Source organism: Collinsella sp. AM29-10AC, from assembly GCF_003469085.1.
Lineage (GTDB): Bacteria > Actinomycetota > Coriobacteriia > Coriobacteriales > Coriobacteriaceae > Collinsella.
In genome coordinates this window covers 187,786-212,504 of the sequence record NZ_QSKB01000001.1, presented here as the reverse complement: position 1 = coordinate 212,504, position 24,719 = coordinate 187,786, and the positions used below count along the sequence as shown (strand labels likewise).

The following is a 24,719-nucleotide window of genomic DNA, read 5'->3' as shown; positions in this document are numbered from 1 at the left end:
AATTATACCACGGTGGCATCACCTATATGTCAATTATGGTCTAACAGAGCCAATAGAAAAGCCCGCACAGGCTACGCGGGCTTTTCACTAGACGGGCTAGAAACAGAAAGCGGGAAACAAGTGGAAGGCGTTCGCCGAGCCGTAGTAGCTGATCAAGGTGCCGCTATCGAGGACATAATAGAAGCTCGTGGATTTGTTCGGGTCAACAGAACGAGTCCAGTGATACTCGCTCGACGATGAAGCCTCGTAATGGTTCGACGTCGTCACGCGCTTGGATTTGTAGTACTCGTACTGGCTGCCATCGGACTGGAGGTCACCATAGATTTCCGCCGTCGAGAGCAGGAAGACCTTGTCGGTCGTGGCCGAGGGGGTGCCGGCGCTGCCGCCGCCCTTGTTATCGGTCATCTTCGTGACGGACTTCACCTTGGACTGGAGCTCGGAGGGCAAAAGCGCCCAGAGGTCGCCGGAGCTGAGGCGGCCGCGGAGCTCCGACTTCTCCCATCCGCCGGCGTTGGTAAGCTCGGCGTTCATACGCTGTCTGCCCATGGCATCGTTTGTCGCCTCGAACGTCAAACCGGCCTTGCCGGAGCCGTCCGCAAGGTCATCGTGGTTGATGCCAACTATACGGTACGCGAGCGTCTGACCGTTCGTCAGCTTGGTAGAGAATATCGTGCCTGCGTCCATGACCGCCTTGGCCTTGGAATACGCAGGCGAGGCCTCTCCCTTGGCGGCGATGTCTTTGGCGACTGCCTCCTGCTCATCCAGCGTCCAGTCCTTCGCGTCCTTGGCGATGGCCGCCTGGACGGTCGCGGAATCGGCCCCGCCGGACGCGCCGCCTCCCTCGGTGCCGCCTGTCGTCCCGCTGTTCACCGTGTTGCCCACCAGGTTGAACTGGTTGCGGATGGCCCCGACCACGCCGGGCCCCGCGAACACAATCACCAGACCGATCACCGCGATGATCAGGACGTACTCGATGATTGACTGTCCTCGGAGGCGGGTATTTCTAGGAGATACCCCCCCCCGAAGGTTATTTGCCGCTGCATGCATAGGCGACACTCCCTTCGTATGGGGATTGATATTGCATGCAGGAAGTTACTATGGGCCAAACAGATTAGGGCATAACGTGCCGCAGCGGCATTAGTCAACTTTGGTTATCTGAACCGTGGGAAAGTCTCGGGACGTAGTTCCGTTGAGAGGACAATTCCATGGCTCAGTCCGCAGGTGCAGAAAACATGAAGGGCGCCGAGAAGGTCCACGTCCCGCCCATCAAGACACAGGGCATCAAGACGAAGCACGTCCCGTGGATCGCGCGGTGCGCCCCATCCGCTGCCTGGACGGTCTGGGTCGAGCCGTTCATGGGCTCGGGCGTCGTCGGCTTCAACCTCGCCCCGAGGCGGGCACTGTTCTCGGACACGAACGTCCATATCATCAACTTCTATCGGTCCATCCAGGACGGACAGCTCACCGCCGCCGGCTGTAGGAAGTTCCTTGAATCCGAAGGCGCACGCCTGAAATCGAGGGGGGGATTACTACTATGAGGTCCGCGACCGGTTCAACGAATCGCATGACCCATATGATTTCCTCTTCCTCAACCGGTCTTACTTCAACGGACTCATGAGGTTCAACCGCCAGCACCGCTACAACGTCCCATACGGGCATAAGGACGACCGATTCTCCAATGCGTACATAACGAAGATCGTGGACCAATTCGAACACGTACAGGGGAAAATCGCCAAAAGCGATTGGAAGTTCGCGGCCATGCGCTATGAGGATGCGATAGCCGCGGCTCCGAACGGTTCGTTCATCTACTGCGACCCGCCCTACATCGGACTCACAAGCACCTATTACGACTCCTGGGACGAGGAGAAGGAAACGAGGCTGCACGATTCGCTCATGGAAAGCGGCCACAAGTTTTTGGTCTCATCGTGGGGCAGCAGCGACTACCGGAGCAATGGTTTAATCGAGTCGCTCTGGGCGGATTGTCACGTCAGCTCCGCAAATCATGTCTATATCGTCAACGGGAAGCATAGGCCCGTGCTCGAGGTGCTCCTGACGAACTATACGGTGGAGTGAGGGCAGGTCGAAACATACGGATACCGATCAGCCATCCCCTGTCTCGGAGCCTCAGAGGCGATTTGAGGGACTGTTTGCTGTCTGGGGGTGTCCCATTGGGATGTCGGCTTGAAAAGGACCCTATTTAGGGTCCTGCTCGGTCATACCGATATCGGACACGGATGCAATCTGTGCGCCCGCGGCCATCTGCCGATGGCGCACGATTCGCGGGCTGGCTTGCACCGATTTTGGGGGCTTTCGGTTTGTGTCCACGGCGCAAGTAGCCGCAGTAGATTGGCGCAGGCAAATTGATTACGCATAAGTAGACCAGACAGACGAAATAGTTTGCGTATGCGGAATCAATAGATTCCGAAATATGGAATAGAAGTGGAGGGGGGATCCATTAAAATCACGATTCTACAAAACCGCAGGTAGATGGGCATGTCCTTATTAGCTAAAAAACAGCCGTTGATTCTTTTTTGATTACCTTGTTGATTCCTGATAAAAAAGGTCAGGCACTAGGTGCCTGACCTGCAAACTTCTGGTCGGGACGACTGGATTCGAACCAGCGACCCCTTGACCCCCAGTCAAGTGCGCTACCAAGCTGCGCCACGTCCCGAAGCTTTTGTTTGTTGCTCTGCTCTCGCTCGCAACAGGGAGTATATTAACCCGAAACTTTGTCCTTGTGCAAGAACTTTTTTACAAATTTTGAAGCAAGTCCAAAATTGTATCTGCGAGCTGGGGTTTTGTTAGTACGGGTAGTTCTTGCGTACCCGCTATACTCACGATCCAAGCCTTGTTGGTGTCGGTTCCAAAGCCCGAATCGGCGCGTGAGACATCGTTGGCAATAATGGCATCGCAGCCTTTGCGGGTCAATTTGCGCTCGGCGTACTCGACGACGTTATCAGTCTCGGCTGCAAAGCCGATTACGAGGCGATCGCCCTTTTGGCGTGAAAGTTCGGCCAAGATGTCAACGGTCTCGACGAGCTCGATTCGATCCAGGCGCTCGTTGGCCTTTTTGAGCTTATGGTTGGCAGGGGCCGCGGGGGTGTAGTCGGCGACGGCCGCAGCGCAAATGGCAGCGTCGGCCGTCTGGAAGGCGTTTAACGCCGCCTGCAGCATTTCAGCGGCGGTCTGCACGCGCACGCACTCCACGCCGTGGGGAACGTCGAGCGATGTCGGTCCCAGCACGAGCGTGACGGCGGCACCGCGACGTGCGGCCTCCCCCGCCAGGGCGATACCCATCTTGCCCGAAGAACGGTTGCCAATGAATCGCACCGGGTCGATCGGCTCGTGCGTGGGGCCGGCGGTGATGACGATGCGCTTGCCCGTCAGGTCTTGCGGCACGGGATTGAGCACCTCGCAGACGGCCTCGACGATGTCCTCGGGTTCGCTCATGCGGCCCGTGTCCACGTCGCCGCAGGCAAGGTAGCCACTGCCGGGTCCCACCACGTGGACGCCGCGCTCGCACAGCGTGGCCATATTGGCCTGCGTGGCCGACGCCTTCCACATGCCATTGTTCATGGCCGGCGCGATAACGACGGGCCGCGGTGTCGCAAGCAGCGTTGTGGAGATGAGGTCATCGGCGATGCCGTTGGCCATCTTGGCGATGATATTGGCCGTCGCGGGCGCCACGACCACCAAGTCGGGCTCCTGCGCCAGCGAGATATGGTGGATGGGGTCAGAAGGGTCGTCGAATAGCCCAACCGCGACCGGCTCATTGGTGAGCGCGCGGAAGGTGAGCGGCTCCACGAACTCAGTGGCATGCTCGCTCATGACGACCTTGACGTGCGCGCCGCGCTTTTGCAGCAGGCGCACGATATTGCACGACTTATAGGCGGCGATCCCGCCGGTAATGCCCAGCAGGATCGTTTTTCCCTCAAGTTGCATTGAATTGTTGGATGCCGCCGTCATCGCTAGGCTTCCTTGCTCGGGAGCACCAGGAGGCGGTGGCAGTACGGACAGTGCGTAATCTCGCTACCGTCGTGGTTGAGGTCGCTCATGGACGATGCCTGCAGCGCGGTGTGGCAGACCGTGGGGATGTTGCCCTGGATGGTCTCGACGGCCAAGCCGCGGAACTGCTTGAGCAGACGCTCGTAGTCGGTGAGCACGTCGGCCGGCAGCGTGGCGGCAAGAGCGGTGCGCTCCTTAGTGGCGGCTTCGATCTGAGCCTGCAGGTCGGCAGCCTTGGCGCGGGCGGCCTTGGTATCGGCCTTCACGCCCTCCTCGAACTTGGCGATGATGGCCTGCGCGCGGGTCTCGCGGTCGAGCGCCTCTTTGTGGGCGACAACGACATCCTTGCGGGTGTGCTCAATCTTGTCCAGGCGCTTGGCCAGGGTGGCGAGCTCGTTTTCCAGGTCCTGTACCTCGCGGTAGTCGGAGCCGTCAACGTGGCGCTTCTTAGCGGCCTCGATGGCGTTATTGGTCTGGATCTCGGTGGTGTTGAGATCGTCGAGCTCAATATCCAGGTCCTTGCGTTGGGCGTAGAGCTTGGTCATTTCGGCCTTGAGCTTAACGTAGGTCTTGCGCTTGGAAGCGAGCTCCTTGAGCTCCGGCATATTGGCAAGTTCGCTCTTGTTGCGGGCGAGCTCCAAATCGATCTGTTGCAGCTTGAGTAGCGTAGCGCCGGCGCTCATAAGTTCTCTCCTTTTGTCACAGTCCACCATTGGCAAGGGTTCAGTATTTTAATCGCATGACGGGGGTCGACCCCGGCGTCAACTGCAGAGTTCATCAATATATCAACGAACGGCTCCTCGGAGCGGTCGTGGCCGAGCAAGATCACCGGCAGCCCGCGCAAGGCAAGGTCCTGTGCCACGTGGTAGCCCGCCTCGCCCGTCACGATGACATCCGCACCGGCGGCGATGGCAAGCTCGCCAAAGTCACCCAGCGAACCGCCCAAAATTGCGATGGTGCGGCACGGGTGATCGGCCTCGCCCCACACGCGCGGGTCGCTGCCAAACGCCGCTGCGGCGCGTGCGGCAAGGTTGCGCAGGCTGCAGGGGTCGTGGAGGGTCGCGAGTGCGCCCAGTCCGCAGGCCTCGGGGTCGTCCACGTGCTCCAACGAGCTTGCGGGCGCGGCGTCCAAAAGCCTACTTAGGCAGATACGTGCCTCGTGCGAGCGGTCCAGGTTGGTGTGGAGCGAGATAATGCTCACGCCGCAACGGGCTGCCTCGTAGAGCGCCGCGCTGCATTGGGGGCGCGTCGCGCCGGGCGGGCAAAACGCCTCGGGCGCCTTGATATAGATGGGATGATGCGTCAGCAGCACGTTGGCTCCGGCCTCCTGGGCGCGGTGCACATTGGCTTCGGTCGCATCGAGTGCGCAGGCAACACCGGTAATCTCCGCGGCAGGGTCGCCGACGGAGAGTCCTACATGGTCCCAACTCTCGGCATTGGTCTTGGGATAGCGTGCCAGCAGCGCGCGCTCAAGCTCGGCGACGATCATACGGCACCCACGATCGAGAGCAGCGTTTGGGCGAACTCGTCCAGATCGCTCGGATTTACGCGGTCATCAAAGGAAATGCGCAATGCTCCCAATGCCTGCTCGCGACCGATGCCCATCGCGCTCATAACGTGGCTGGGGTCCATACTACCGCTCGAGCATGCCGAGCCTGCCGATACCTCAAAGCCGGCGGCGTCGAGCTTGATGATGAGCTCCTCGGAGTCCATGCCGTCAATGTAGATCGAAACCATACCCGGCAGACGATCGGCCTGCGCGTAGTCGCCCATCGTGGCGTGAATGCGAGGATGGGCCGTAAGCGTGGCATAGAGCTTGTCGGAAAGGGTTTGCAGCGTCGCACGCTCCTGGGCCACATGGGGCGCCAGCGTGCGGGCGGCAGCGGCAAAAGCCAGCTGTGTACGCAGGTCCTGCGTGCCCGCGCGACGTCCGGCTTCCTGTCCACCGCCAAAAATGCGGGGGCGCAGTGGCGTGCGGGTCTTAAGGTAGAGAGCGCCGGAAGCCACGGGGCCGCCGATCTTGTGCGCGGCAACGGTCATAGCGTCGACGCCCAGCTCGGTGACATCGAGCGGAATATGCAAGTAGCCCTGGATGGCATCGGTGTGGAACAGGGCGCCTGCGGTATGCGCGGCCGAGGCAAGCTCGCGGATAGGTTGTACCACGCCGGTCTCGTTGTTGGCGGCCATGATGCTTACGAGCGCCACGTCGTCGCCGAGCAGCTCGATGAGCGCGGCAGGTTCAATGTAGCCCGCACGGCAGGGTTGCACCAGATCGACGGTAAAGCCGGCGGCGCGCAGCAGCGGCAGGTTGTCCAGAATCGAATCGTGCTCGATGGCAGATACGATCACACGGTTACGCTTGCGATCGCGCTGACGAGCGCCCTCGGCAAGACCGAGCAGCGCCAGCTGGTTGGCCTCGGTGCCGCCGTTGGTAAGGATGATCTCGGACGGGCGAACGCGTGCGCCAAAGCTGCGGGCGATCTCGCGACGGGCGACTTCCAGGCGTGCGGCGGCCTTGCGGCCAAGTGAGTGCAGCGAGTTGGGGTTGACGCCGGCGAGCTCGCTATCATCGTACTCACGCTGCGCAAGGAGCGCCTCGGCGCGCATGGGCGTCGAGGCGGCATAGTCAAGATTCACGGGTATGCGGTTTTGACCTGCGGTCATAAGGGTTTATGCCTCCTGTGCGGCCTCATTGCCCAGCTTCTGCAGCAGCGCAACCTCGGCGGCGGGATCTTCGGACTTAAAAACGGCGGAGCCGGCTACGAGCACGTTGGCGCCGGCCTTGACGACCTCGGCGATGTTCTTGGAAGAAATACCGCCATCGACCTCGATCAGGGGCGACACGCTGTGACGCTCACACATGGCCGTAAGCTCGTGCAGCTTAGGCAGCGTGCCCGGGATAAAGCTCTGGCCGCCAAAGCCCGGGTTCACACTCATGAGCAGCACCATATCGACGACGTCGATGATGCTCTCGAGCACGCACACGGGGGTGGCGGGGTTGAGCACCACGCCGGCCTTGACGCCGCGCTGCTGCAGATGGGTGAGCGTGCGGTGCAGGTGCGTGGAAGCCTCGTAGTGCACGGTGATCATGTCGGCACCGGCGTCGGCGTACCAATCGACCGTCTCGTCGGGGTTCGACACCATCAGGTGCGCGTCGACCGGCACGTCGGTGGAGCGCTTGACGGCCTTGAGGATGTCAACGCCAAAGGTGAGGTTGCCGGTAAAGTGGCCGTCCATTACGTCGAAGTGCACGTAGTCGGCACCGGCGATCTTGTCGAGTTCGCCCTTGAGGTTGGCCATGTCGGCCGAGAGGACGGACGGAGCGATTTTAATGGAACCCATGGTAGTAGCCTTTCTGCACTAGTCGGTGAGTCCGTAGAACTCTTGGGAGGGTACGCGGTCGGTAAGAATCTCGAGCGCCCTATCCAACGTAACACCGTTGTAGAGCGTTTGCTCCACGGCAAAGGTGAGCGGAATGTCTACGCCCAGTGAACGGGCAAGCTCACTGACGCTGCGGGCCGCGACGGCGCCCTCGACCACCATATGCGTACGTGCCTGGTACTCGTCGAGCGAGACGCCGTGGGCAAACTCGTAGCCAAAGGTGCGGTTGCGCGAATGCTCGGAGGTGCAGGTGGCAATGAGGTCACCCATGCCAGCAAGACCCATGCAGGTCATGGCTTGACCGCCGCGGGCGTGCACCAGACGGCTGATCTCGGCCAGGCCGCGCGTCATGATAAGGGCAAGCGTGTTGTCGCCCGCACCAGAACCGGCGGAAATGCCGCACACGATGGCGATGACGTTTTTCATGGCGCCGCAAACCTCGACGCCGGTCATGTCCTGCGACAGGTAGATGCGGAAGGCCGTGGATAGGAGCAGGTCCTTAAAGGTCTCCCCTACCTGCGGATCTTTGCTGGCGATGACGGCGGCAGAGAGCCCACCGCGGCAAATCTCCTCGGCATGGTTGGGGCCCGAGAGGGCCGCCACACGCCGCTCGTTGCCGATCTCGCTGGCAATGACCTCGCTCATGAGCAGGCCAGACTCGGGCTCAATGCCCTTGGTGAGGCAGAGCACCGGGGTGTCGGTGGCGATACAAGGTGCCGCCTGATGGCATACGCTGCGCAGGTGCGTGGAGGGCACGGCAAAGATGATGGCCTCGACGCCGTCGAGCGCCTGGGCCAGATCCGTCGTGGCGACGACGTTTTCCGGCAGCACGTAATCCACCAGATACCGGGGGTTGCGATGCTCGCCGTTAATGCCGGCGGCCGTCTGCTCGCTATGGGCCCACATGGTCACGCGCTCGGCTCGCGCGGCGGCAAGGCCGGCGACGGCGGTTCCCCAGGAGCCGGAGCCAATCAGCGCAACATTCATGACTCTCTCCTACTTATCGTCGGGCTCGGTGACGCGCTTGGTAAACGAGAGCTTGGACTCCTTACCAGTCATGAGCTTTTGGATATTCGCGCGATGGGCCCACACCACGGTGATGCCGATCATCGCCATGCAAAACTTAAGTCCCAGGCTGCTGTACGGAAAGACAGCGCAGACGGCGATGGGAAGACCGATGGCCGCGGCAAGCGAGCCCACCGACACAAACTTGGTGATGGCGACGGCCACGATAAACATGCCCAGCAGCGAAAGTCCGATGGGCCAGTACCAGGCGAGGATGACGCCCAAGCCCACGGCGATACCCTTGCCGCCATGGAAGTTGAGGTAGGGCGAGAAGATGTGCCCCCACACCGCAGCCAGGCAAATGACGCCGAGCATCCAGTCGCCGGGGGCTCCAGGCGCCATGATGCTCACAGGGAAGCCATAGCCCACGCCCGCGATAAGCGGACGGGCGATAAGGACGCATATGGCGCCCTTAAGACAGTCGAGCAGCAGCGTGAGCGCAGCCACCTTGGGGCCGGCTACGCGCAGGGCGTTGGTGGTGCCGATGTTGCCGGAACCCGCCTTGCGAATATCGGTGTGGTTAAACACGCGGCCCAGGATCAAGCCAAACGGAATCGCTCCGATAAAGAACGAGACCACGGCGCAGATGGCGGTCAGCAGAATCGGATTATGCATCCTTTTGCTCCTTCTTCCTAAAGAAGAGTCGAATGGGCGTGCCGGAAAAATCGAAAGTCGAGCGCATGCGGTTTTCCACATAGCGCTGGTAGGTGTCGTTGACCAGGTCGCTATGGTTGACGAAGAACGTGAACGTCGGCGGGTTGACGCCCGTCTGGGTCACGTAGTGCATGCGCAGGCGGCGCTTGCCGTCCACCACGGTATGACCGAACTCGCGCAGGTCGGTGAGGAACGTGTTGAGGCGCGAGGTGCTGATCTTCTGCGAGCGCGTCTTTTCGGCGGCGTCGACCATCGCCCAGATCTTCTCGACGCTGCGGCCAGTGAGGGCAGAGATGCGCAGGTACTGGGCCCAGGGAGCCATGACGCCCAGACGGCGGTCGATGGTCTCCATGCAGGCCTCGCGCTTGCGGTCATCGTCGAGCAGGTCCCACTTGTTGAGCAGCACCACGATGGCGCAGCCGCGCTCGATGGCCAAGCCCATGACCTTCTGGTCCTGCTCGGTGACGCCCACGGAGGCGTCGACGACGAGCAGCGCCACGTCGGCGCGGTCGATGGCGCGCAGACCGCGGACCATGGAGTAGTACTCGATGTTCTCGTACACGGTGCTCTTCTTGCGGATGCCCGCGGTATCGACCATGCGGTAGTGCTTGCCGTTGCGCTCGACGACCGTGTCGATGGCATCGCGCGTGGTGCCGGCAATGTTGGACACGATGGAGCGGTCGGCGCCCAGGATGCGGTTGAACAGCGAGGACTTACCGGCATTGGGGCGGCCGATGATGGCCACGTTCAGCGCATCGGGGAACTCGTCGGCGACTTCATCCTCTTCCTCGGGAAGCAGGGCCACGATATCGTCGAGCAGGTCGCCCGTGCCATGACCATGCAGGGCCGAGAGCGGCGTGGGCTCACCGATGCCGAGCGAATAGAACTCCCAGATGCTGTCGTTCTCGCGATCGGGGTTGTCGAGCTTGTTCACCAGCAGAAAGACCGGCTTGTCGCAGCGCTTGAGCATGCGGGCGACAGACTCGTCCTCCTCGGTGACGCCGGTGCGGCCGTCGACCACAAACAGGATGACGGCGGCTTCCTCGGCGGCGGCGAGCGCCTGGTCGCGGATGGACGTGGCAAAGACGTCGTCGCTCTTGAGCGGCTCGATACCGCCCGTGTCGACGATGGTGAACTCGCGGCCGTTCCAATCGGCGGTATGGTACGAGCGGTCGCGCGTGACGCCGCGGGACTCGTGGACGATGGCGTCCGAGGTCTGGGCCAGGCGGTTAACGAGCGTGGACTTGCCCACGTTGGGGCGTCCGACGACGGCGACGATAGGTTTCATCTGCTCTCCTTTAATGGGTAGGGTCAGTGGAAGTGTTAGAGTCCGCGGGCACAATGCCAAGGATGTGCTCCAGGGTATCGAGCAGCTCATGCGGCATGGTCGACACCACATGAACCTCGGCGCCGCGACTGGTAAGGCTTGCGAGTAAATCGTCACGATGATACTCGTCAAGCGTCATGCCGTCAGCGTTGAACATGAGCTTAGGCACAAAGAGCATAACCCCCGACAGGTCTTGTGGCAGCTGCTCCAGAATGTCACACGCGACGATGAGGCCGGTCACGTCCACGTTGCCGCCAAAGTAGCGGTTCTTGATGGCCGTGACAGTGCCGCCGAGACCATGCGGCGACTCCACAAAGCGCGCCACGGTGTCGCGCGCGCTGGCGCCGGAGAGGCACAGCAGGTGCTGGCTGCGGGCGGCGATGGCCTCGCGGACGCGGGCCAGTCGCTCGGCATCGGTAGCCAGCACGTCGTCGGTCTCGTCCAGATACGAGCGGATCATGCCGATGCCGTCGTAGTACTGCGGGTAACCGTCGTAAAAGTCCGCCTCGGGAGGATCGATGCCGGCGTCCAGATAGAACTCGTCGCTCATCTGGAAGGTGTGGCGGCCAAAGCGCTCGTAGGCGCGGTCCTGGAACGGTCGGATCATGGCAATGGTCTCGCGCGCTAGCTCGGGCTTGTCGCTGTATGACCAGCTAAAGCGGTTTTGGTGCTTGGTAAAGCCGAGCGGCACGATGCCCAGGCTTGTGATTTGCTCGTGCTCCTCGCAAAAGCGCAGGGTCTTTTCCAGCTCCTCGCCGTCGTTCATGCCGGGGCACAACACGATCTGCGCGTGAATCTCGATGCCGGCGGCCATGATGGCTTCGAGTACGTCCATGCCGCGCTGGGCGTTGCGGCCCATCATGCGGCGGCGGACGTCGGGGCTTACGGCATGGACCGACACGTTCATGGGGCTCATGTTGCGTTGGATGACGTTTTGAACATCTTTGTCGGTGAGGTTCGTGAGCGTGACGAAGTTGCCCTGTAAAAAGCTTAGGCGATAGTCGTCGTCGCGAATATAGAGCGTGGAGCGGCCGCCCTTGGGGAGCATCGTCATAAAGCAGAACACGCAGGCATTGACGCAGGTACGCATGCCGTCGAAGATGGGGCCATCGAACTCCAGACCCCAGTCCTCGCCGGGAAAACGGTCGAGCTCGACGGGGTTGACGGTGTTGTCGCGCGGGTCGAATACCTCCAGCTCGACGGTGTCGTCGTCTGCCTCCCAGAGCCACACGATCATATCGGTCAGCTGCTCGCCGTTGACCGTGAGCACGCGCATGCCCGGCTCGATACCCACATCCCACGCGGGTGATTCGGGACGCACGTTCTTTACGAGCGCGCCCTCACCCGGCTCGGGGTCGCGGCTGCGCCCGTAATCGGCCACCTCGGAGGCGTATGCGGGTACGGTCTGGTCCATGGTTAGCGGCAAAGCTCCTTGATGCGCGTGACGGCGCGTTCGATGTGTTCTTGTGGGGTGGAGGCTCCGGCGGTGATGCCGATGTGGTGAGCGCCGGTAAACCACGCGGTCTGGAGCTCGGAAGCTTCCTCGATGTGATGCGTGCGCTCGCAGGCATCGGCGCAGATCTGTGCCAAGCGGCGGGTGTTGCCCGAGTTCTTGCCGCCCACGACGACCATGCAGTCGCAGCGGTTGGCAAGGGCGGCGGCTGCCTGCTGTCGCTCGCTCGTGGCGGCGCAGATGGTGTTGATCACGCGCAGTTCCTGCACGCGTGGGGTGATGGAGGCCACAACCTCGGCCAGGTTCTGCGCGGTCTGGGTGGTCTGCACAACCAGACCTACCTTGCCCTTGAGCGACAGCTCGTCGGCGTCGGCGGCACAGCTCACGACCTGTGCGTCATCGCCGGCATGGCCCAGGATGCCCTCAACCTCGGGGTGACCCGGCTCACCCACGACGATCACGCGGTAGCCCTCGCGCACCAGGCGCTCGGCCGCCACATGGACCTTCTTCACGTAGGGGCAGGTGGCGTCGACCACGGTAAGGCCGCGCCCGCGAGCGGCATCGATGACCTGCGGCACCACGCCGTGCGCGCGAATGATCACGGTTCCCGATGCGGCGTCGTCCAGGGTCTCTGCCAGACCGATGCCCGCCTCGGCGAGCTCGCGTACCACGATGGGGTTATGGATGAGCGGCCCCAAGGTGTGGACCTGAGCGCTCTCCCCTGCTTGCGGCGCGGCGGCCAGCGCCATATCGAGCGCACGCTGTACGCCATAGCAAGTGCCGGCGTGGGCGGCGATCTCGATGGTAGGCGCGGTTGCCTGGTCGAACGCAGTCGCGGCGGTGTTCGTCACGTTCTCGTTCATGGCTAGAACCTGCCCGGATGCTCGGCGCACAGATCGTCTCGCATGGAGTAGACGCGGTTCATGGCCTCGGACTCAAACCATTCCAGGCGCTCCGTGCGCTTAAGCCCGGCCGGTGCGTCGGAAAGCGAGATGGCCTTGCCGGCGCGGATCCAGCACTTCTTGGGACGCATGAGCTTTTTGCCCGCGGGCGTGATGTCGGACCAACCGCAGATGGCGAGCGGGTTGACGGGCGCCTTGCCCATCTGGGCGATGAGCGCAAAACCGCCGTGGACCTCGGGCTTGATCTCGCGCGAGCGGATGCGCGTGCCCTCGGGGAAGATCAGGACGTCCTCGCCGCGTTGCAGCGCATGCTGGGCGGCGCGCAGGCACTTCATATCGGCAGTACCACGCTCCACGGGGATGCCGCCAACGCGGCTAAAGGCCCAGCGCACAATCTTGCTCTTGGCGAACTCGGACTTAAAGATGGGACGAATGCGGCGCCCCCCAAAGAACAGCGCCGTCTCCACGGCCAAGAGCTCGGCCATCGAGGTATGGTTGCAGATGACCACGCTTCCGCGGCCGTCCTTGCGCTCAAACAGCAGATTGGCATCCTCGACCTTCCAATGCCACATGAGCTTGGAGAAGGCCCAAAGGATGGCCATGACTACGACGACGGTGCCGCGGATGAGCGCTGGGAACTCTGCATAAGGAGCGTTGTAATAATCCTCGGGCGTCTGCTTAAACAGGCGCATGGCCTACCTCCTTTGGTTGATGAGGTCCTCGATGATCGAGACGACCTCGTCGATGGTGTGGGCGGTGGAGTCGACGTGCACGGCGTCCTCGGCGGGAACGAGCGGCGCGACCTCGCGGCTGCTGTCGAGCTTATCGCGCTGTTTGAGGGCGTCGAGGGTCTCGTCGACCTCGGCCTCGAGCTGCTCGGTAGTGAGCGGCTGGGCGTCGTTTTGGTGGCGCTGCAACACGCGGCGACAGGCGCGCTCGCGCGGGTCGGCGGTCAGGAATATCTTGACCTGCGCGTTGGGGAACACGACGGTTCCGATGTCGCGACCTTCGGCGACGATATCGCGGTCCTCGGCGGCGCGGCGCTGGTGGATGAGCATGGCCGCGCGTACGCCCGGGTAGGCCGAGACTTTGGACACGTTGGCGTCGACCTGCGGGGTGCGGATGGCAGCTGAGGCGTCCTGGCCGTCGATGGTCAGGCGCGTGTCCTCGCCGGTGCCGTTGGTAAAGCGAATCTCGATCTGCTCGGCGAGGGCGTCGATGGCCGCCTCGTCGTCCAGATCGATGCCGCGGTCGAGCGCGGCGAAGGTGACGGCGCGATACATGGCGCCTGTGTCGAGCTTATTAAAGCCCAGCTGGCGGGCGATCTCCTTGGCGATGGTGGACTTGCCGGAACCGGCGGGGCCGTCGATGGCGACGATCATGCAATGCTTCCTTTCGATGGTTGACGTGCTGCTATGGTTCGCGGGCGCTGGGGCGCGGCGGGTTGCCTAGCCCGTGTAGCGCTCGCGGTAGGTGTTGCGCTTGGGTGCGGAGCCGTGGCTGCCGTGGTGACGCGTGCGGGCCGCGGGCGTGTCCTGGGGCTTGCCGCCGTTGCGCATGGCGCTCGCCTGCTTGGGCGGGATGCCGCCCGCTTTAAGGATCTGCACCTCGCGGTCGGTGAGCTCGCGCCACGAGCCCTTGGCCACGTCCTTGAGCTCCAGGCCGGCAAAGTTGCAGCGATGCAGACGGATTACAGGATGGTGGATCTTGCTCAGCATGCGCTTGACCTGGTTCTTGCGTCCCTCGCGGATGATGACCTCCACGGCGGTGGTACCGGGCTTTACGCCCTGGGGAGCTACGGCCTCGGCCTCGCGTGCGGTGATGACGCGGCAGATTGCCGGCTGGCACAGGCCGTCGTCGAGCTCGATGCCACGGCGGAGCGGCGTGAGATCGCGGTCTGTCAGCTGCCCGTCCACGAGCGCCTGGTAGGTCTTGTAGACGTGCTTGCTGGGGTGCAGCAGGTCCTGCGACAGGTCGCCGTCGGTGGTAAAGAGCAAAAGGCCCGTGGTATCGCGGTCCAGGCGACCCACCGGGAACAGACCCGGAAATCGGTCGCGGGGAACCAGATCTGCCACGCAGGGGCGCTCCTGCGGATCGCTCATGGTGGTGAGGTAGCCGGTCGGCTTGTAGAGCATCAGGTACACGGCGCCCTGGTTGAGCTTGACAGGCATGCCGTCGACCTCGATATGGTCGCGATCGACGTCGACCTTGGTGCCCAGTTCGGTCGCGACCTGGCCGTTGACGGTCACGCGGCCGGCGGTCATCAGGTCCTCCGAGCCGCGGCGGCTCGCCACGCCCGCGCGAGCCAAAAAGCGCTGTAGGCGCATCGTGTGTGGGTAGACGGGCTGTGCGTCGGTTGCGGGTGCTGCGTTGCCCATGGCACGCGTCTCCCCTACTTCGTTAGTCCTCGTCATGCAAATCCTCCGAGGTCTCGTCGACGGCCAGGGTCTCCAAGTCCTCGACTGCCTCAACATCTTCAACATCGGTATCGAGCAGTTCGCGCTCTTCGTCCAGGTCCTCAGCCTGCTCTTCGAGCGTGGACTGAATACTGCGGCCGCTCAGGCGCTCGCGGATAAACTGACGCGACTGTTCGTCGGGGGCAAACTGCTCCAGGTCGGGCAGGTCGCGGGTGGAGCGCAGACCGAACTTTTCCAAGAAGGCGTTGGTCGTGCCGTAGATGATGGCTTGACCGCGCTGGGGGTCGCGGCCGAGCTCGCGCACCAGACCCTTGTCGACGAGCGACGCGATGACGCCATCGGAGTTGACGCCGCGGATACCCTTGACCACCTCGCGCGTCACAGGCTGGTGGTATGCGATGACGGCCAGGGTTTCGAGCGCCGCTTGCGACAGCTTTTGCGTGTCCCAGCTCAACACATAGGCCTCGACTACGTCGTGATAGGCGGGGTGCGTAAACAGGCGCCAGCCGCCGGCGACCTCGCGCAGCTGAAAGCCGCGGTTGGCCTCCTCGTACTCAACCTTGAGCTCGGCGAGCAGCGACGCGCACTCGCCGGGGGCGATATCCAGCGCGCCTGCCAGCGCGGGCGCGCTCACCGGGTCGCTCGACACCAGCAGAAGCGCCTCGAGGGCGCCTTTGAGGCTGTTTGCCTCCAGCGTGGAAAGGGTTGACATGATTGCGGCTCCTATTCGGTGAGCTCGGGGCCCTCGCCGGGCACGTATGCCTCGGCGCCCTCGACTCGGTTGATGCAGATGGTTCCAAAGATCTCGTCCTGGCTCAGCGTGAGCGAGCCGCGCTTGGCGAGCTCAAGCATAGCTAGGAAGGTGACGACGAGCTGCTCGGTGGTAGCATCGCCGTCCAGTAGCTCGCGGAAGGTGCAGGTTTGGTGCGCCATGGTAAAGCGGTCGACTGAGGCCACGGTCAGGTCGAGCGGCACGCGATGCGGCGCCACGTGCTCGGCTTCCAGCAGGAAGGTCTGGCGCTTGCCATCCAGGTCGGCACAGATAACGGCCAGGCCGCGCAGGGTGATGCCAGCCAGGTAGTCGGGCATAAGGCCTAGGAACTCGGGGTCGGGGCCGGCCACGCGCGGATGCATGCGGCTTTCGGCCTGCATGCGCGCACCGAGGGCCGCAGCCGCGCCCTTAAACTGTTTGTAGGCAATCAGGCGCTGGATCAGGACCTCGCGCAGGGCGTCGCCGTCGAGCGCGCTAAGTTCCTCGAGGTCTTCGTCGAACTCGTCATCGTCGTCATCGGCTTTGCGCGGGGCCTCCTGCGGCACCAGAGAGGCAGCCTTGATGTCCAAAAGGGTTGCCGCGACCAGCAAAAAGTCGCTCGCCACGTCCAAGTCCAGCGCCTCGATGCGCTCGGCCTCGGCAAGGTACTGCTCGGCCACCTCGCTTATGGAGATGGCGCCGATATCTACTTTTTGGCGGGTTACCAGCTGCAGCAGCAGGTCGAACGGTCCGCTGTAGACCTGCGTCGACACGCGATACGACATCTTCGACCTCCTTTGACGGCGCCTTCGCGGCGCGGTTTGGGTGCATGTTACGACCGTTTTGCACGGTCGACCTGTAAGTTTACCTTAGATGCCGGCGATTGCGAAGTTGAGCAGCTGCTCAGCGAGCGGATACACGGTAACGTCGAAATAGCGGCCGATTACGTCGATGCCGGTCCACATGGGCAACAGGTACAGAACCAGGATGAGGATGGGCATAGCGTATTGCTGCAGACGGTAATAGTTGTTGAGTGCCTTGCCCTTGAGGAAGGGCACGATGATCGACGAGCCATCGAGCGGCGGAATCGGGATGAGGTTAAAGAACGCGAGCGATAGGTTGACCACGATAAAGGTGGCGCCGAAGTTCATGATCTGTGACGCCAGGGCAAAGGACATGCCGGTATAGAGGCTGCCATATGCCGCCTGCATGAGGGCGGCAGCGAGGCACGCGAGGGCGATGTTCGATGCGGGGCCGGCAACGCTCACCAGGACCTCGTCGCGCTTGGGGTGCTTGAGGTTGTTGAGGTAGACAGGCACCGGCTTGGCAAAGGCGAACACCGGGCCTCCGGCGGCGAGCATGAGCAGCGGCAGGATGATGGTGCCAAACGGGTCGATGTGGTTGAGTGGGTTGAGCGAGACGCGTCCGCGCGAACGGGCCGTCTTATCGCCGAGTGCCCAGGCCGCGGCGGCGTGCGCGCTCTCGTGGATCACAATGCCCACGATGACGGCGACGGCGCTGGCGAGCAGGTTCATGAGGTAGCTGCTGGACATGGCGCTCCCCTAGCGGACGCTGCGCGAGGCGCGCGTGAGCAGGTAGTCGGCTACAAACAGAATTACGGCAACGATGGCATAATCCAGGCGGAACACGCCGCCAAAAGGCGACGTGATGACGCCGTAGCCGGCGATGGCGCTCGGAAGCGAGCGCGAAAGCTCAACGACAAAACCCACGATCTGCAGCTTGGCGGTGAGGCCGCTAAAGCACAGCAGCACGGTCATCGCGCTCATAAAAATGCCGCAGATGCGACAGGCGATGGCGATGATGCTCATCGCCACGGCGGCGGCCTTACGAGAGTTCACGCGCGATCTCCTCTTCGATCTGAGTGGAAAGCTCCAGCCATTCGTCCTCGAGCTTGGGTAGCTCTTGCTTAAGGCCGTTATATTCCCCCAGCGCGGTGTTGAACTTGTCCTGATCGGCATAAAGCTCTTCGCTTGCCATCAATTCCATAAGCTCGTCATAGCGGGCACGCTTTTTGTCGAGCTCCGTCTCGATCTTCTTGAGCTGGTTACGCACGCCCTTGAGCTTTTTGTTGAGCGCAGCGCGGGCCTGGGCCTCGGCGCGCTTTTGCTCCTTGGTCTTTTTGCCTTCGGCAGGCTTGGAAGCGGTGGCGGGGGTGTCGGGCTGGGCCGCGGTGACCTTAGCGGACTTGGTCGCGGCCGGCGCACTCTCCCCTGCCGCTTCGGCGGCGGCGCGGGCCGCGAGGTCCTCGCGCTTGTAGAGGTAGTAGTCGTAGTCGCCGTCGTAGACCGTGACCTTGCCGTCGCGGATGTCGATCACGCGGTTGGCCACGGCGCGCACCAGGTGCTCGTCGTGGCTGATCAGCACGATGGTGCCGGGGAAGTTTTGCAGGGCGTTCTCGAGCATGTCCACCGAGTCGATGTCCAGGTGGTTGGTGGGCTCGTCCAGGCACAGGAGCGCCTCGGGGGCCACGAGCATCTTTGCCAGGGCCAGACGCGCCTTTTCTCCGCCGGAAAGGACGCGTACCTGCTTTTCGATTGCGTCGTTGTCGCTAAACAGGAAGGCACCCAGCAGGCTGCGCTGCTGCGGCATAGTCCACTTGGGCGTGACGGTGTCGATCTCTTGCAGGACGGTATTGGACTCGGTCATGCCTTCGAGTGCGTGCTGGGCGTAGTAAGCCACGCCCACGTTGGTGCCCAGATCGCGGGTGCCGGTGGTGGGCGCCTCCAGGCCGGCGAGGATCTTCATAAGCGTGGACTTGCCGGCGCCGTTAGGGCCGACGAGCGCCACATGCTCGCCGCGGTAGAGCTTGAGGTCGATATCGCTGTAGATGTGCTTGTCGCCGTAGGACTTGGATACACCCTCGAGGCCCACGACCATGTCACCGGAGCGCGGCGGGTCGGGGAACTTAAAGTCGATGTGCTTGTGGCCCTCGGGCAGGATGACGAGCTCCTTTTTGATCTGCTCGATCTTGCGGATGCGCTCCTGCGCCTGGGCGGCCTTAGTGGGCTTGTAGCGGAACTTGTCGACGAAGACCTGCATATGGGCGATGTCGCGCTCCTGGGCGGCGCGCTTGGCGCGCATCTGCTCCAGGTTGTCCTCGCGCTGCTTGAGGTAGCTGCTGTAGTTGCCGGTGTAGGTGGTCACGCGGCGGTTCTCGAGGGCGGCGACGTGGTCGACGCAGGCGTCCATGAAGGCGCGGTCGTGGCTGACGATGAGGACGGCGCCGTCGTAGTTGGCGATAAAGCCGCGCAGCCACTGGACGCTTTCGAGGTCCAGGTGGTTGGTGGGCTCGTCCAGCAGCAGCAGGTCGGGGTGGCGCAGGAAGAGCTTGGCGAGCGCGATGCGCATCTGCCAGCCGCCCGAGAACTCGGAGCATGGGCGCTCAAAGTCGGTGACCTTAAAGCCCAGGCCGGAAAGGATTTTGCGGGCGTTGCTCTCGAGCTCGTAGCCGCCCAGGTGCTCAAAGCGGTCCTGGACCTGGCCGTACTCGTTAAGGAGTGCGTCGACGTCCTTGCCCTGCTCGGAGAGCTCGGTGATCTGGGCCTGCAGCTCGTTAGCGCGCTCGCCCATGCGGCGGATTTCCTTGGCGGCGGCCATGACCTCGGCAAGGATGGTGGTGTCCTTGTGCTCCAGATTAGTTTCCTGCTCTAGGTAGCCCACCTGGCAGTCCTTGGCGTACTGGACCTGGCCGGCGTCGGGGCTGTCGATGCCCATGATGATTTTGAGCATGGTGGTTTTGCCGGCGCCGTTTGGGCCCACGAGCGCGAAGCGCTCGCCGGGGTTGATCTGGAAGGACGCGCCGCTAAAGAGGACGCGCGCGCCGAAGCTTTTTTCGATCTTGTCGACCAGGAGGATCATGGTGCCGCCTTTGACCTTGTGTGCCTATATGAAAAAAGGCCCCAACTTGCGTTGGAGCCTCATTCAATGCTCGGGTGGAGACGAGGGGGATCGAACCCCTGACCTCTTGACTGCCAGTCAAGCGCTCTCCCAGCTGAGCTACGCCCCCGTGCAAAAAATTACTATACGGGAACTCGGACGGCGATGCAAGGACAATTTTGAAAAAAAACTTTCGCGAGTGCCGGCGCGCTCGGGACCGCGCCAACCCGCGGGGCGCCTGGCCCCCGCACGGCCCGTACGCCGGCCGACTTGGCGCGTGGAACACGACGCACCCCGTTCAACAGGGTTTTCCGTGCGCCTCCAGTCCCATTATCGGGTCCGATTGCGAAGCGCCCCTCCCCAGCGCCCCAGAACCATGCCGGTTTACTACGATAAATCAGAAATGTCCGACCATACACGCCTTTTCGTGCAACTGGCGGGCTACCTACCTGCGGTTTTGCAAACGGAGAACACACGGTGCTCGGGGGGTCGCCGATTCGTCGTAGTAAACCGGCATGGTTTTGAAATGGCATCAGGTTGATTTCACGCAAAAGTGTGTTGGAGCCCTGAATTAAAGGCCTTAACTTATTTAGATCGCTTCTATTCTGCGACGCGCCTAGATTAGCTGTTGTTTAGCATCGGACTTGATCTTGCGTTGTGCGACTTGCTCGTGCATGGTAGTATTTCACAACGTGAAGCGAAGAAATTAGGTCTGAGTTGCCTTTGTTAGAATTGCATTCACCGTTCATAAGGGCTCTTGGCGCAACGGTTAGCGCAGGGGACTCATAATCCCTGGGTTCTGGGTTCGAATCCCGGAGGGCCCACCAGAATCGTTCGAGGCCGGGCATGCTGCCCGGCCTCTTTACATTACGGTGATACTAAATTTTTCCCTACATAGACGTGAAACACTTTTAATCATTCCTCTTTGCAATTTAGGATAGATTTTCGCCAAGCAGCCACTGGGCAAAAGCATATTATTGGCCAATCAAAATGAAAAAAGGCCCCAACTTGCGTTGGAGCCTCATTCAATGCTCGGGTGGAGACGAGGGGGATCGAACCCCTGACCTCTTGACTGCCAGTCAAGCGCTCTCCCAGCTGAGCTACGCCCCCGTGCGTTGAAGTACTATACGGGAACTCCCCCGCCGATGCAAGGACAATTTTGGACAATTTTGCGTCGCGTGGAACGGGCGCGGGGCCGAGAGGACCCACGGTACCCGACATAGTCCGCGGGGCTCGGCATGTCGCCCCAGGTGCCGCCGGCCAGACCAAAGCGATCCGCGGTGCTTCCGGGGACCTGAGCCCTTCCGCACGCCTTCGGACCATTTTCGGAACCGTGCGTAGCTCGCCCAAGCTGGTCGCTTCATAAACGGACCGGTTTACTACGCCGATTCCCGGATTACTGACCTCACGCCTACTTTTGCAAAACGGGCAGGCGATCTACCTGCGGTTTTACGAGCGGCGAATTCGGTGTGCTCAACTACTCCCAATCCAACGTAGTAAACCGGCGTGGTTGTAAAATGGCATTTAATTACTGGCAGCATTTAAAGTATTAAAAATGCTCAGTTGGGCATTATTACTTACCAATATCAAGCCAATTGCACAGAACGTTGGCCCGCAATCTGGTCTCAGCGCATCTCATCGCTTCGGTTTTTGGCTTGTAGCGCAACTCTAATCGCTCACACACACTGTGGATGATGGCATCAAGTTGATCGTGATCATTGAGCATGTCATGGGTTACAAGAAATACGTCGTATCCCATGCTTTGCAATGCTGTCATTCGGGTGGCATCGTGGTCAAGCACGGCGCCCGACCCATGGATAACCTCTCCTTGAAGTTCGATAATCACAGCCTTCATTGTTATTGGATTTACGATGACGATATCGCCGTAACAGATTTTCTGGCCTGCGATTTTCCGAGCTGAATTCGACAGCGGTGTTAAGTCGTTGACGAATATGTTTTTAAACTCCGCTCCGCCGGCACGCCTCGGATGACTTAGCAACATGATTCCAGCAACTTCTAGCGGGGATGCAGCAATACCTATTACCTGCTGTGCGGCTTCGTAGAATTGCTTTCCCCACATCTCGCTTTTAACCTTCGCTGCAAATCTATGCAGTTCTTCTATTTCAATAAGAGGCTTTCTCATCCAGAGCGATGTGCCCTTTCCGCTAGCATTATTTCCGGATCCGTCATCCTGCTGCCCACTTTGATCATTCTCGCTGTCCTTCTGGTGCGCCCGAGCATAGACTCGCTTCCATGGGGCCTCGTCTTGGGTTTCGTCTAGTTCAAACAGACTTTCTATGGTGTACTGCTCCTCATTTGGTTTTGCCTGCTCAAGTGCCATATCGACCGTGGGCGATGGTTTAAAAATCGAGAACCACCCGCAGAACTCGTACATAGCAAGAACTAGATCGCATGAAGACACGCTTCGAGTCATGGTGAATAGCGTATTAAGAGGGTCTGTGACGCTAAAGCCCATACCCGTGTCGATGGAAACCTTCTCTGTATAGGCTATAGGCGCTGTTCCATCGGATGGTCCGTCTTGTCTCGGAATGCAGGTTACTTCGTGTTGATGCTGCTGTGATGACTGGCGTCTTGAGGACGTCGGTCACGAAAGGGGCTTGGGATAGGGCTCGCCAGCCGTCTTCGGCGTTGGGTAAGCGCGGGTAGAGGTCGCGCACCTGCGGTGGGCAGCGCCAGTAGCGGAATGCGGTGTTTGCGCAGACAATTTCGTCCATTTGCGTCCCCCTGATATCGGCCGTAGGCCGTGCGAATTGCGGGCATGGCCGATTATCTACCGGGGCATCATGCGGGTAAGTACCGGAAGCAAACCAAAAGCTTGACGAGTTCTGCCGAAAAACCGTCGTGTGATAGAAATCCGCTGGAAGGCGCTCTGTGCATATGGTCCCTGTCTCCACATTAGAGCTCGGATCACAGGGGGAATTCAATGATAATTCGCATGCGTTTTATACAGAACGGGCAATGTCGTCAGCAAAAAGGGTGCGATAAAAATGACGCCTTAGACGACTACGATTTGATTTTGGTGTCAGTTTTGGTGTCACCCTTGGTGTCAAAATAAAAAAAGGTCAGAGGCTTAACACCTCTGACCTGTGCTTTAGATGGTGGGCGATACAAGATTCGAACTTGTGACCCCATCCGTGTGAAGGATATGCTCTACCCCTGAGCCAATCGCCCGTCGCCTTTCGGCAACAGAGATACTATCATAGCCGCGCGTGGTTTACCAAGAACTTTTTGCCCCCGATTATAAATTCGTGGGCGCAAACCGCACCACCACAATCGGGGCAGCCGACAAACCACCGGCTAAACCGACCTTTATCGCTTGATCCAAGAGGTCTCGGGGCGGCAAATGAGTCGAGCGTTGTTGTAGGCCATGTCGAGTGTGAGGCGGGTGCGTGCTGCGTAGAAACCGTCCTCGCGCTGGATGGTCAGCGCCAGTTCGGGCTTGTCGCCGGTCAGGTACAGCGGCAGCAGCAGCTGGATCCGACCGCCGTAGAACTGCGGCACGGCGAGCGTGTAGTTGGCTGCGGCGCGGCGGGCGGCCTCGACGACAGCTCCCTCAAAGGCGCGGCGCAGCAGCAGCGAGCTGCCCTCCCCCATCAGGCTGGCGGGAATACGCGTAAGGTTTTCCTCGTCGCCCAGAATGTGGTCGATGTTGGAGCGGATGGGCAGGCGGTAGTCAAAGACCAGCTCGGAGGGGTCCTCGGCAAAGCGCACGCGGCACGGCAGGTACTCAAACGAGACCAGCATGGGGTCGCTTTCCTTAAAGAAGCCCTTCAAAAACCAGCGCTGGCGCGCGTCGGGCTTGGTGTTGGGCTCAAACAGGCCGTAGATGGTCTCGTAGCGGCGCGTGTACAAGCCGGTATTGAACAGGCAGCGGTCGTCGTCGAACACCAGCGGCAGGTTGGACGGCGCGGTCTGGTTTACGTCGCGCTCGGTCAGGAACACCGCGCGGCTAAACGAAAACGACAGGTAGTTTTTGAGGATGCGATTGCCGGGACCCCAGTCCTCGGGGTCGGCGAGGTCGACCAAGCGGTCGTAGCAGGGCTCGGGGCAAAACGCGAAGTCGTACACATTGCTGCACAGAGTGCTGGGGATCTCCATGTGGTGTCCAATCAATTCATTAACCGGCGTGCGGATGCTTAGATTCTATACGAGCGACAGATCGCCCGTGCCCGCAACGAATCCGCAGCGCAGCTCTTCGGCTAGCTCGCTGTTCGTGCGGCGACTGGAAACGAGGTCCTGGATCCAGGCGTAGTACTGGTTGTCTTTTGGTTCGGGGCTGTCAGACAGCACGACCGGAGTGCCTGCGAACCTTAAGACGGACAACGCAAAGACAAGGCTGGTTCGTTTGTTACCGTCTTCAAAGATGTGGTCCTTGACCATGTGCTCGGCAACGTAGGTGACCTGGTCAAAGATGTCTGCGAAGCGATCGGCCGGCGATTGGCCGAATATCGTACAGAATGCACCCGCAAGCACGGACTCGACGCGCCCAAGCTCAAGCGCGGCCCGGTCGCCTGTGGCGTCGGTTGTATAGCAGCGCCCGACCGTTATCAGCGTGCTGTGCAGGCGCATCACGGCCGCGGCCATATCTTCGAGCGAACCGGCATCATCGAGCACGAGCGGCGCGAACGGATGCGCTCCCCGCTTCGTGTCCGCCATCATGAGTTCTCCAAGAGCCTGAGCGCGTTGGGCATGTTCGAAATGGTCAGCCGAATAGCTTCGTCGATTGACGTGGTGCCGCCGAGCAAAATCGGTGATGCTGAATTTGCCACGTGCGCAGTTGAATGATCTTCTTGAGCAACGCAATCAGCGCCGTCATCTTGTTGAACATAGCTCCAAGGCATGTCTG

24 protein-coding genes, 5 tRNA genes and 1 pseudogene are annotated in these 24,719 nt (G+C 61.2%); 3 read left to right on the top strand and 27 right to left on the bottom strand.

Going from position 1 to position 24,719, the window contains the following annotated elements:
• Positions 1-96: 96 nt before the first annotated feature.
• Positions 97-1,047, bottom strand: coding sequence for a DUF6273 domain-containing protein (locus tag DW754_RS00990; RefSeq protein ID WP_147486950.1), 951 nt, complete (start codon positions 1,045-1,047; stop codon positions 97-99).
• A gap of 158 nt (positions 1,048-1,205) precedes the next feature.
• Between DW754_RS00990 and DW754_RS11215 the strand changes: the two genes are divergently transcribed.
• Positions 1,206-1,538 carry a DNA adenine methylase gene (locus tag DW754_RS11215; RefSeq protein ID WP_117758049.1) on the top strand — a complete coding sequence of 111 codons (333 nt, stop codon included), beginning with the start codon at positions 1,206-1,208 and terminating at the stop codon, positions 1,536-1,538.
• A 46-nt stretch (positions 1,539-1,584) separates the two neighbouring features.
• Positions 1,585-2,073: pseudogene (locus DW754_RS11210) on the top strand (DNA adenine methylase); the annotation flags it as partial.
• Between the two features lie 521 nt (positions 2,074-2,594).
• Here the strand turns inward: DW754_RS11210 and DW754_RS00975 are convergent.
• The 20 genes from DW754_RS00975 to DW754_RS00880 all read right to left on the bottom strand — a co-directional run bounded on the left by DW754_RS00975 (position 2,595) and on the right by DW754_RS00880 (position 19,982).
• Positions 2,595-2,671: transfer RNA gene (locus DW754_RS00975), tRNA-Pro, on the bottom strand.
• A gap of 80 nt (positions 2,672-2,751) precedes the next feature.
• Entirely contained in the window at positions 2,752-3,966 is a 1,215-nt protein-coding gene (gene coaBC / locus DW754_RS00970) for a bifunctional phosphopantothenoylcysteine decarboxylase/phosphopantothenate--cysteine ligase CoaBC (RefSeq protein ID WP_233508827.1), read from the bottom strand.
• Positions 3,967-3,968: 2 nt separating this feature from the next.
• Positions 3,969-4,688, bottom strand: a complete 720-nt coding sequence (locus DW754_RS00965; RefSeq protein WP_117758051.1) for a zinc ribbon domain-containing protein — start codon at positions 4,686-4,688, stop codon at positions 3,969-3,971.
• Positions 4,685-5,494: a Nif3-like dinuclear metal center hexameric protein gene (locus DW754_RS00960; RefSeq protein WP_117758052.1), complete on the bottom strand. Its 810-nt coding sequence runs from the start codon at positions 5,492-5,494 to the stop codon at positions 4,685-4,687. Before DW754_RS00960 ends, DW754_RS00965 begins: the two co-directional genes overlap by 4 nt.
• Positions 5,491-6,669, bottom strand: coding sequence for a cysteine desulfurase family protein (locus tag DW754_RS00955; RefSeq protein WP_117758053.1), 1,179 nt, complete (start codon positions 6,667-6,669; stop codon positions 5,491-5,493). The genes DW754_RS00960 and DW754_RS00955 overlap by 4 nt, the downstream gene beginning before the upstream one ends.
• Before the next feature lie 6 nt (positions 6,670-6,675).
• Complete coding sequence (gene rpe, locus DW754_RS00950) at positions 6,676-7,347, bottom strand: ribulose-phosphate 3-epimerase (protein ID WP_117758054.1); 672 nt, start codon at positions 7,345-7,347, stop codon at positions 6,676-6,678.
• An 18-nt stretch (positions 7,348-7,365) separates the two neighbouring features.
• Complete coding sequence (locus DW754_RS00945; RefSeq protein ID WP_117758055.1) at positions 7,366-8,373, bottom strand: NAD(P)H-dependent glycerol-3-phosphate dehydrogenase; 1,008 nt, start codon at positions 8,371-8,373, stop codon at positions 7,366-7,368.
• Between the two features lie 9 nt (positions 8,374-8,382).
• Positions 8,383-9,066 carry a glycerol-3-phosphate 1-O-acyltransferase PlsY gene (gene plsY / locus DW754_RS00940; protein WP_117758056.1) on the bottom strand — a complete coding sequence of 228 codons (684 nt, stop codon included), beginning with the start codon at positions 9,064-9,066 and terminating at the stop codon, positions 8,383-8,385.
• Entirely contained in the window at positions 9,059-10,393 is a 1,335-nt protein-coding gene (gene der, locus DW754_RS00935; protein WP_117758057.1) for a ribosome biogenesis GTPase Der, read from the bottom strand. Before der ends, plsY begins: the two co-directional genes overlap by 8 nt.
• Before the next feature lie 10 nt (positions 10,394-10,403).
• Positions 10,404-11,846, bottom strand: a complete 1,443-nt coding sequence (locus tag DW754_RS00930; protein ID WP_117758058.1) for a DUF512 domain-containing protein — start codon at positions 11,844-11,846, stop codon at positions 10,404-10,406.
• A gap of 2 nt (positions 11,847-11,848) precedes the next feature.
• Positions 11,849-12,748, bottom strand: coding sequence for a 4-hydroxy-3-methylbut-2-enyl diphosphate reductase (locus tag DW754_RS00925; protein ID WP_117758059.1), 900 nt, complete (start codon positions 12,746-12,748; stop codon positions 11,849-11,851).
• A gap of 2 nt (positions 12,749-12,750) precedes the next feature.
• Positions 12,751-13,479: a lysophospholipid acyltransferase family protein gene (locus DW754_RS00920; protein WP_117758060.1), complete on the bottom strand. Its 729-nt coding sequence runs from the start codon at positions 13,477-13,479 to the stop codon at positions 12,751-12,753.
• 3 nt (positions 13,480-13,482) lie between these two features.
• On the bottom strand, positions 13,483-14,169 hold the full coding sequence (cmk, locus tag DW754_RS00915) for a (d)CMP kinase (protein WP_117758061.1): 687 nt from the start codon (positions 14,167-14,169) through the stop codon (positions 13,483-13,485).
• Between the two features lie 66 nt (positions 14,170-14,235).
• Positions 14,236-15,201, bottom strand: coding sequence for a pseudouridine synthase (locus DW754_RS00910; protein WP_369832154.1), 966 nt, complete (start codon positions 15,199-15,201; stop codon positions 14,236-14,238).
• Positions 15,188-15,916 carry an SMC-Scp complex subunit ScpB gene (gene scpB / locus DW754_RS00905; RefSeq protein WP_117758063.1) on the bottom strand — a complete coding sequence of 243 codons (729 nt, stop codon included), beginning with the start codon at positions 15,914-15,916 and terminating at the stop codon, positions 15,188-15,190. The genes DW754_RS00910 and scpB overlap by 14 nt, the downstream gene beginning before the upstream one ends.
• An 11-nt stretch (positions 15,917-15,927) precedes the next feature.
• Positions 15,928-16,740, bottom strand: a complete 813-nt coding sequence (locus tag DW754_RS00900) for a ScpA family protein (RefSeq protein ID WP_117758064.1) — start codon at positions 16,738-16,740, stop codon at positions 15,928-15,930.
• An 84-nt stretch (positions 16,741-16,824) separates the two neighbouring features.
• Positions 16,825-17,508, bottom strand: a complete 684-nt coding sequence (locus DW754_RS00895) for a site-2 protease family protein (RefSeq protein ID WP_117758065.1) — start codon at positions 17,506-17,508, stop codon at positions 16,825-16,827.
• 9 nt (positions 17,509-17,517) lie between these two features.
• Positions 17,518-17,814, bottom strand: coding sequence for a hypothetical protein (locus DW754_RS00890; protein WP_233508826.1), 297 nt, complete (start codon positions 17,812-17,814; stop codon positions 17,518-17,520).
• Positions 17,801-19,834: an ABC-F family ATP-binding cassette domain-containing protein gene (locus DW754_RS00885; RefSeq protein ID WP_117758066.1), complete on the bottom strand. Its 2,034-nt coding sequence runs from the start codon at positions 19,832-19,834 to the stop codon at positions 17,801-17,803. Before DW754_RS00885 ends, DW754_RS00890 begins: the two co-directional genes overlap by 14 nt.
• A gap of 75 nt (positions 19,835-19,909) precedes the next feature.
• A tRNA-Ala gene (locus DW754_RS00880) sits at positions 19,910-19,982 on the bottom strand.
• A gap of 621 nt (positions 19,983-20,603) precedes the next feature.
• Between DW754_RS00880 and DW754_RS00875 the strand changes: the two genes are divergently transcribed.
• Positions 20,604-20,679: transfer RNA gene (locus DW754_RS00875), tRNA-Ile, on the top strand.
• Positions 20,680-20,889: 210 nt separating this feature from the next.
• Here DW754_RS00875 and DW754_RS00870 read toward each other — a convergent pair.
• The 6 genes from DW754_RS00870 to DW754_RS00845 all read right to left on the bottom strand — a co-directional run bounded on the left by DW754_RS00870 (position 20,890) and on the right by DW754_RS00845 (position 24,714).
• A tRNA-Ala gene (locus DW754_RS00870) sits at positions 20,890-20,962 on the bottom strand.
• Positions 20,963-21,425: 463 nt separating this feature from the next.
• A complete protein-coding gene (locus tag DW754_RS00865; protein WP_147336354.1) occupies positions 21,426-22,247 on the bottom strand; it encodes a hypothetical protein in 822 nt (273 codons plus the stop codon).
• Positions 22,248-22,969: 722 nt separating this feature from the next.
• Positions 22,970-23,044, bottom strand: a tRNA-Val gene (locus DW754_RS00860).
• 138 nt (positions 23,045-23,182) lie between these two features.
• Positions 23,183-23,971, bottom strand: coding sequence for a DUF3825 domain-containing protein (locus DW754_RS00855; RefSeq protein ID WP_117758068.1), 789 nt, complete (start codon positions 23,969-23,971; stop codon positions 23,183-23,185).
• Between the two features lie 45 nt (positions 23,972-24,016).
• Entirely contained in the window at positions 24,017-24,529 is a 513-nt protein-coding gene (locus tag DW754_RS00850) for a Fic family protein (RefSeq protein WP_158561588.1), read from the bottom strand.
• Positions 24,529-24,714 carry a hypothetical protein gene (locus DW754_RS00845; protein WP_117757177.1) on the bottom strand — a complete coding sequence of 62 codons (186 nt, stop codon included), beginning with the start codon at positions 24,712-24,714 and terminating at the stop codon, positions 24,529-24,531. The genes DW754_RS00850 and DW754_RS00845 overlap by 1 nt, the downstream gene beginning before the upstream one ends.
• Between the last annotated feature and the right edge of the window lie 5 nt (positions 24,715-24,719).